The sequence below is a fragment of the Actinosynnema sp. genome, from assembly GCF_052038725.1.
In genome coordinates, this window is record NZ_JBQGCX010001001.1 from 1 (window position 1) to 7,218 (window position 7,218).

The 7,218-nt window shown below is 74.6% G+C and carries 8 protein-coding genes; 2 read left to right on the forward strand and 6 right to left on the reverse strand.

Translation table 11 applies throughout. The features are described 5' to 3' along the window. Positions 1-59 precede the first annotated feature (59 nt). Positions 60-557 carry a LysM peptidoglycan-binding domain-containing protein gene (locus ACTUAL_RS21210; protein ID WP_440901476.1) on the reverse strand — a complete coding sequence of 166 codons (498 nt, stop codon included), beginning with the start codon at positions 555-557 and terminating at the stop codon, positions 60-62. Between the two features lie 218 nt (positions 558-775). On the opposite strand from ACTUAL_RS21210, the gene lexA reads away from it, so the two are divergent. Continuing rightward, positions 776-1,483, forward strand: coding sequence for a transcriptional repressor LexA (gene lexA, locus ACTUAL_RS21215; RefSeq protein ID WP_096492049.1), 708 nt, complete (start codon positions 776-778; stop codon positions 1,481-1,483). A 25-nt stretch (positions 1,484-1,508) separates the two neighbouring features. Here lexA and ACTUAL_RS21220 read toward each other — a convergent pair whose 3' ends face one another. The 3 genes from ACTUAL_RS21220 to ACTUAL_RS21230 are packed head-to-tail and all read right to left on the reverse strand — an operon-like array spanning position 1,509 to position 4,588. Continuing rightward, positions 1,509-2,612: a hypothetical protein gene (locus ACTUAL_RS21220; protein WP_440901477.1), complete on the reverse strand. Its 1,104-nt coding sequence runs from the start codon at positions 2,610-2,612 to the stop codon at positions 1,509-1,511. Positions 2,613-2,614: 2 nt separating this feature from the next. After that, entirely contained in the window at positions 2,615-4,057 is a 1,443-nt protein-coding gene (hflX, locus tag ACTUAL_RS21225) for a GTPase HflX (protein WP_440901478.1), read from the reverse strand. A gap of 42 nt (positions 4,058-4,099) precedes the next feature. Continuing rightward, on the reverse strand, positions 4,100-4,588 hold the full coding sequence (locus ACTUAL_RS21230; protein ID WP_096492052.1) for an ArsR/SmtB family transcription factor: 489 nt from the start codon (positions 4,586-4,588) through the stop codon (positions 4,100-4,102). Between the two features lie 108 nt (positions 4,589-4,696). Between ACTUAL_RS21230 and ACTUAL_RS21235 the strand changes: the two genes are divergently transcribed. Continuing rightward, on the forward strand, positions 4,697-5,947 hold the full coding sequence (locus tag ACTUAL_RS21235; RefSeq protein WP_096492053.1) for an MFS transporter: 1,251 nt from the start codon (positions 4,697-4,699) through the stop codon (positions 5,945-5,947). A 1-nt stretch (position 5,948) separates the two neighbouring features. On the opposite strand, the gene dapF is transcribed toward ACTUAL_RS21235, so the two are convergent. Then, a complete protein-coding gene (gene dapF / locus ACTUAL_RS21240) occupies positions 5,949-6,770 on the reverse strand; it encodes a diaminopimelate epimerase (protein WP_096492054.1) in 822 nt (273 codons plus the stop codon). 10 nt (positions 6,771-6,780) lie between these two features. Then, positions 6,781-7,218, reverse strand: a 438-nt coding sequence (locus ACTUAL_RS21245; RefSeq protein WP_440901479.1) for a tRNA (adenosine(37)-N6)-dimethylallyltransferase, incomplete at its 5' end; no start/stop codon positions are given.

Here is a 7,218-nt window from a genome sequence, read left to right on the forward strand (position 1 = left end):
ATGGTCACCACTGGGGTGGCCGGGGTCCGGGGAGGGGCGTGCCCACCCCCGGCGCGCGCTCAGGGCGCGGGGAGCCCGTCCGGCACGGTCAGCGCCTGTCCCGGCCGCACGACGGCGTCCGGCCCGCCCAGCCCGTTCAGCTCCGAGATCCGCTCGGCCACGGCCTCCGGGTCGCTGCCCGGCGCGGACCGCTCGGCCACGTCCCGCAGCGGCTCGCCGACCTGCACGTGCGCGGTGGTCGTGCGGTCCGGCACGCCCGAGATGCCGGACGCCTGGAGGTAGACCAGGCTGATGGCCGCGGCGGCCAGCGCGGCCAGCAGCGCCCCGCCGAACGCCCGCAGCAGCGACCGGGCCCTGCTGGGCGCGGGGGCCGGCTCGGGAGCGGGCAGCGGCGCGCTCCGGGCGCTCGCGGGGCGCCGCCTGGCCAACCGGTCGGCGCTCTCGAACCGCCGCAGCACCCGTGGACCGGGCACCGCGCCCGGCCCCAGCGGGACGTCCTCGGCGCGGGTGTCCTCCACCAGCGCGAAACCCCTAGAAGTGCCCAGGACCACCGCCACGCCGTCTCCTCCACCGCAGGTCATCGGATCATGATCGAACAACCGTTCGATCGAACGCCCGTGCGAATGTGTACCACCGGGAGCCTCGGAATAGCTACGACACGCCGGGATTTACTCGAACAGGTGTTTGATCTGGACAGGGGTTGCGACTACCTTCGACACTTGAAGATCGACCGACAGCCGGCCTGCCAAAACTGGTCCGGTCAGGAGGAATCACCGTGGCCCGGAAGACCGACGACGCCCCGCTCGCCGCCCCGGCGGCGCAGGCCGCCCCGGCGGCGCCAGCCGACGTCGCTGGCAACGCGGGCCTGACCCTGCGCCAGCGCAAGGTGCTCGACGTGATCCGGGACTGGGTCGACCGCTTCGGCTACCCGCCCAGCGTGCGCGAGATCGGCGAGGCGGTGGGCCTGACGTCCACGTCCTCGGTCGCGCACCAGCTGCGCGCGCTGGAGCGCAAGGGCTTCCTGCGCCGCGACCCGAACCGGCCGCGCGCGGTCGGCGTGCTGCCCGCGGAGATCGTCACGGGCCTCGACCCGGCGGCCAAGCCCACGCCCGCGTACGTGCCCATGCTGGGCCGGATCGCGGCGGGCGGGCCGATCCTGGCCGAGCAGTCCATCGAGGACGTCTTCCCGCTGCCGCGCGAGATCGTCGGCGAGGGCGAGGTGTTCCTGCTCAAGGTCGTGGGCGACTCGATGGTCGACGCCGCGATCACGGACGGCGACTGGGTCGTGGTCCGCCAGCAGCCCACCGCCGACAACGGCGAGGTCGTCGCCGCGATGATCGAGGGCGAGGCGACCGTCAAGACGTTCAAGCGCAAGGACGACGGGCACGTGTGGCTGCTGCCGCAGAACCCGGCCTACCAGCCGATCTTCGGCGACGAGGCGACCATCCTCGGCAAGGTCGTCGCGGTCCTGCGCAGGCTCTAGGGCCGGGTTGGCGGACCGGCCGGGCTCAGCCCCGCGCCCGCCGCCCGCGTCCCCACCGGGACCGCGCCCACAGGGCGAGGCCGAACACCGCCACGACGCCGATCCCGACCAGCGCCACGCGGACCCGGTCGAGCCACTCGGGCCCGTTCCCGGCCGCCGAGGGGTCCGCTGGGGGCCGCGCGGCCTCCGCGCCGGGACCGGTCGACGTCCCGCCCGCCTCCTCGCCGGGCGCCGTGCTGGACGGCCGTGCGGACGTGGCCGCGTCGACCGCCCCGGAGACCGACCGGACCGCCGACGAGGTCCCGCCGTCCCCGAACTCGGACGCGGACAGCAGCGTCCCGTCCGGCTCGAACGCGATCGCCTCGCCCTGCGCCTCGCCCGGCAGCGGCACCCGCACCGGCTCGCGCCCCAGCGCGGCCACCAGGTCCCCGTCGACCACCGGGTACAGGTAGACCTCGGTGTAGGTGCGCAGCGCGGCGACCGACCCGTCGCGGGACATCGCCCCACCGGTCACCAACCGGGTGACCAGGCGGCTCTCCCGAGGCCCGCCGGGGGTGTCCGTGCTGGGCAGGGACAGCGCCGCGACCTGCTCCAGCGGCGTCGGCCCGGCCTCGTTCAACGCCCCGACCGGCCGGTACACCAGCGCCTGCCCGAGCGCCTCCTTGGTGACGACGTGCGGCACCCCGGCCGCGTCGAGCAGCAGCGCCTCGGCGTCGTGCGGGCCGTCCGGGTAGGTCAACCGGTGCAGGCGGGTCGTCCCGTCCTTCGACAGCGCGTGCAGCGCCACCGTGCTCCGGGAGCGGTTGTTGTCGCCGGTGTCGGAGACCCACAGCGTCCCGTCCGGCGCGAGCGCCAGGTCCTCGGCGTCGTACGGGTCGGTCGTGCCGGAGATCGTGCCGACGACCGAGCAGTCCCGGCCCAGCACCTGGACCTGGAGCACCCCGTCGTCGTCGTCGTTCAGCGCGTACCAGCGCCTGCCGTCCGAGGCGAGCCCGGACAGCTCGGCCAACCGGGGATCGGTCACCCGGCACACGTCGGCGACGGCGGACTGCGCCGGGGCGGGCCCGGCCGTCACCAGGAGAAGGGCGGCGACGGCCGGGAGGACCCCGGCCGCGCGCGCCGACCGCACCCTCAGCTGCGGCTCCCCACCGCGTACTGCTCCAGCGCCCCGGCCAGGTCGGGGTGCACGCGGGCGCTCAGCTCGGTGCCCTCCTCGGTGTGCCGCTCCTTGAGCACCTCGCCCTCGCGGTGCACCCGCGCGACCAGCTCGCCCCGCGCGTACGGCACCAGGGCGTCCACCACGACCTCGGGCCGGGGGATCAGCCCGGCGATGACCCGCCGCAGCTCCTCCACGCCCTCGCCGCTGTGCGCGGACACCAGCTGCGAGCCGGGGAACAGGTTCCGCAACCTGGCCTGCACCAGCTCGTCCACCGCGTCGATCTTGTTGACCACCAGCAGCTCCGGCGGCATCGGCTCCTCGCGCTTCTCCACGATCTCGCCGATCACCTCGCGCACCGCCGCGACCTGCTTCTCCGGCATCGCGTCCGAGCCGTCGACCACGTGGATCAGCAGGTCGGCGTCCGCGACCTCCTCCCGCGTGGACCGGAACGCCTCGACCAGCTGGTGCGGCAGGTGCCGCACGAAGCCCACGGTGTCGGTCAGCGTGTACGGCAGCCCGTCCGGGGTGCTGGTGCGCCGGGTGGTCGTGTCCAGGGTCGCGAACAACGCGTCCTGGACCAGCACGCCCGCGCTGGTCAGCGCGTTGAGCAGGCTGGACTTGCCCGCGTTGGTGTAGCCGGCGATCGCGACGCTGGGCACCGAGTTGGCCACGCGCCCGCTGCGCTTGGTCTCCCGGATCACGCCCATGGACGCGATCTCGCGCCGCAGCTTCGCGATCCGCGCGCGGATGCGCCGCCGGTCGGTCTCCAGCTTCGTCTCACCGGGGCCGCGCAGACCCACACCGCCGTTGCCGCCACCGGCGCGACCACCGGCCTGCCGGGACAGCGACTCGCCCCAGCCGCGCAGGCGGGGGAGCAGGTACTGGAGCTGGGCGAGCTCGACCTGGGCCTTGCCCTCCTTGGAGGAGGCGTGCTGGGCGAAGATGTCCAGGATCAGCGCGGTCCGGTCGATGACCTTGACCTTGAGCCGCTCCTCCAGCTGCCGCAGCTGGCCGGGGGACAGCTCGCCGTCGCAGATCACGGTGTCCGCGCCGGTCGCGATGACCACGTCGCGCAGCTGCTCGACCTTGCCGGAGCCGATGTAGGTGGCCGGGTCGGGGCGGTCGCGCCGCTGCACGAGCCCCTCCAGGACCTGCGAGCCCGCCGTCTCGGCGAGCAGCGCCAGCTCGGCCAGCGAGGCCTCGGAGTCCGCCGCCGTGCCCTCGGTCCACACCCCGACGAGCACGACCCGCTCCAACCGGAGCTGCCGGTACTCGACCTCGGTGACGTCCTCCAGCTCGGTGGACAGGCCTGCGACGCGGCGCAGCGCGGCCCGCTCGGCGAGCGCGAGGTCGCCGGTGGACAGCTCCTCGTCGTGGTCGAAGCGGTCGTCGTCGTGGTTGTTGTTGTCCCTCATATGCCCTTCATGGTCCCACGTCCCGGCCCTCGGCCGAAGCGGTTAATCCGCGGGGTACACGGCCAGGTAGATGGCGACGTGCTCGGCGTCCGGGTCGGCGGGCCGGTCGGCCAGCTCATCCAACAACGCCCGGAACCTCCCCATCAGTTCCTGCTGATCAGCCCTGGCCACCAGACGGGTCTGCTCCACCCGGTCGACGCCGACGTCGGCGACCTCGCCGAGGAACGCCTCCAGCAGCGCCTCGCCGACCGACGGGTGCTCCTCGCTCCAGCTCAGCCGCCAGGACAGACCGGTGGACAGGTAGGGGATCTCCTTCGCGCCCCGGTTGCCCGCGCGCGGCGGCTGGGCCTGGAGGAACCCGGTGGCCACGAGCTTGCGCACGTGGTGCAGCACCGTCGCCGGGTCCTTGCCCAGCTGGTGCGCCAGCTCCTTGTTGGTCAGCGCCCGGTGGTGCGTCATCCGGATGATGCGCAGCCGCACCGCCGAGGCCAGCGCGGCGGCCTCCTCCTGCGTCGCGACCCGTTCTCCCACGTCGAACAGGATAGGCGGGCCGGGTGCCGGTGATCGGGTCCGGCGTCCGGAGGGCCGCCCCGCCGAAGTGATTGACACTTTCCAATCACTGACGTCACACTTCCGGGCATGTCCCTCTGGTCCCACCGCGACTTCCGCCGCCTCTGGGTCGGCGACACGATCAGCCAGTTCGGCTCCTCCATCGGGCACACCGTCGTCCCGCTGCTCGCCGCGGGCGCCCTCGCCGCCACCCCGTTCGAGATGGGCGTGCTCTCCGCCGCCACCACCGCCGCGTTCCTGGTCATCGGCCTGCCCGCGGGCGTCTGGGTGGACCGGCTGCGGCGCAGACCCGTGATGCTCACCGCCGACCTGGTCAGGGCCGCGCTGCTGCTGTCCGTCCCGGTCGCCTGGTGGGCCGGGGTGCTCTCGCTCGCGCAGCTGGTCGTGGTGTCGCTGCTGGTCGGCGCGGCCACCGTCATGTTCGACGTCGCCTACCAGTCCTACCTGCCCGCCCTGGTCGGCCGGGACCAGCTGGTCGAGGGCAACACCAAGCTCCAGACCAGCCAGTCCGTCGCCCACGTGTCCGGCCCGTCGCTCGCGGGCCTCGCCGCCCAGGCGTTCGGCGCGGCCAACGGGGTGCTCGCCACCGGCGTCGGCTACCTGGTCTCGGCGTGGGCGCTGCTGCGCATCCGCACCGCCGAGCCCGAACCCGACCGGGCCGCGCGGACCGGGCTGCGCCGGGAGATCGGCGAGGGCCTGCGGTTCGTCCTCGGGGACCGGTCGCTGCGCGCGATCGCGCTGTGCACGGCCACCGCGAACTTCTTCGGCAGCGCGGGCCTCGCGCTCCAGGTGCTGTTCCTGACCCGCCACCTCGACCTGTCCGAGGGGGCCGCGGGCCTGCTGCTCAGCGTCGCGGGCGCGGGCGGCCTGCTCGGCGCGGTCACGGCGGGCTGGTGGACCGCGCGGTTCGGCCAGACCCGCACGATCTGGCTGGTCCTGCTGGTCACCAACCCGCTCGGGCTGCTCATCCCGCTCGCCGCGCCGGACTGGCGGCTCGGGCTGTTCGTCGTCGGCGAGCTGGCCGTCGCGTACGGCGGGCTGGTCTACAACATCGCCCAGCTCAGCTACCGGCAGGCGCGCTGCCCCGACCGGCTGCTCGGCCGGATGAACGCCTCGATCCGGTTCGTGGTCTGGGGCGTCATCCCGCTGGGCGGGCTGCTCGGCGGCGCGCTCGGCGGCTGGATCGGGATCGTGCCGACGCTGTGGATCGGGTTCGGCGGGCAGGCGCTGGCCGGGCTGTGGGTCTTCTTCTCCCCGCTGCGCGGCCAGCGCGACCTCGCCGAGGCGCGGACCGCCGAACCCGAGCGGTCCCCGTCCTGAGCTAGAGCGCGTCCCACCAGGACCGGTCCAGCTCGCCGCGCGCCAGCAGCACGGCCGGACCGGTCAGCGTGCTGCCGCCCTCGTCGACCGTCACGCGCACCCGGCCGCCGGGGACCAGCACGTCCGCCGCCCCCGCCGCGCGGCCCGTGCCGTGCAGCCAGGACGCCACCGCCGCCACGGTCCCGGTGCCGCACGAGCGCGTCTCGCCGACGCCCCGCTCGTGCACCCGCATCCGCAGCTCGCCCGCGCCGTTCATCCCGCCGTCGGCGAGCACGTTCACGAACTCCACGTTCACCCCGGCGGGGAACAGCCCGCGGTCGTAGCCGGGGGTGTTCCGCAGCAGGTCCAGCCCGGCCACCGGCACGTCGGTCACGCACGCCAGGTGCGGGTTGCCCACGTCCACGCCGACCCCGGCGAACTCCGCGCCGCCCAGCACCGCCACCGACTCCCCGGTCAGCCGCACCGGGCCCATGCCCACGGTCACCGACCCGTCCGGGTGGGCGGTCACCGAGCGCTCGCCCGCGCGAGTGGCGATCTCGAACTCGCCCTCGGGCGCGAGCCCGGCGGACACCAGGTACCGGGCGAACACCCGCACCCCGTTGCCGCACATCTCGGCGATCGACCCGTCCGCGTTGCGGTAGTCCATGAACCACGGACCCAGGTCCAGCCGCACCACGCGCAGCACGCCGTCCGCGCCGAGGCCGCGCTGGCGGTCGCACAGCGCCCGCACGCGCTCCTCGGTCAGGTCCAGCTCGTTGTCGGCGTCCGGGAGCACGACGAAGTCGTTCTCCGTGCCGTGCCCCTTGAGGAACTCCACACCCACGGGCACCAGGCTACGGGGCCAGGTGGGCGAGCACCTCGTCGACCAGCCCCGGCGACCCGGCGTCGAACCAGGCGACCCGCTTGTCCCGCCGGAACCACGACCGCTGCCTGCGCACGAACCGCCGAGTGCCGCGCGCGGTCTCCTCGGCCGCCGCCGCGAGGTCGCCGTCGCCGTCGAGCGCGGCCAGCACCTGCTGGTAGCCCAGCGCCCGCGACGCGGTCAGCCCGTCCCGCAGCCCCACGGCCTCCAGCGCCCGCACCTCGTCCACCAGGCCCCGCTCGAACATCCGCCCCACCCGCAGGTCCACCCGCGCGTCCAGCTCCTCCACCGCGCGGTCCAGCCCCACGAGCACCGCGCCGTACCGGGCGGGGCCGGGCTTGGGCATGGTCGCCGAGAACGGCCGACCGGTCAGCTCGATCACCTCCAGCGCCCGCACCACGCGCCGGGT

Coding starts and splice junctions, on each gene's coding strand:
- ACTUAL_RS21235 (WP_096492053.1), top strand. CDS start 4,697: ATGTCCCTCTGGTCCCACCGCGACTTCCGCCGCCTCTGGGTCGGCGAC.
- hflX (WP_440901478.1), bottom strand. CDS start 4,057: ATGAGGGACAACAACAACCACGACGACGACCGCTTCGACCACGACGAG.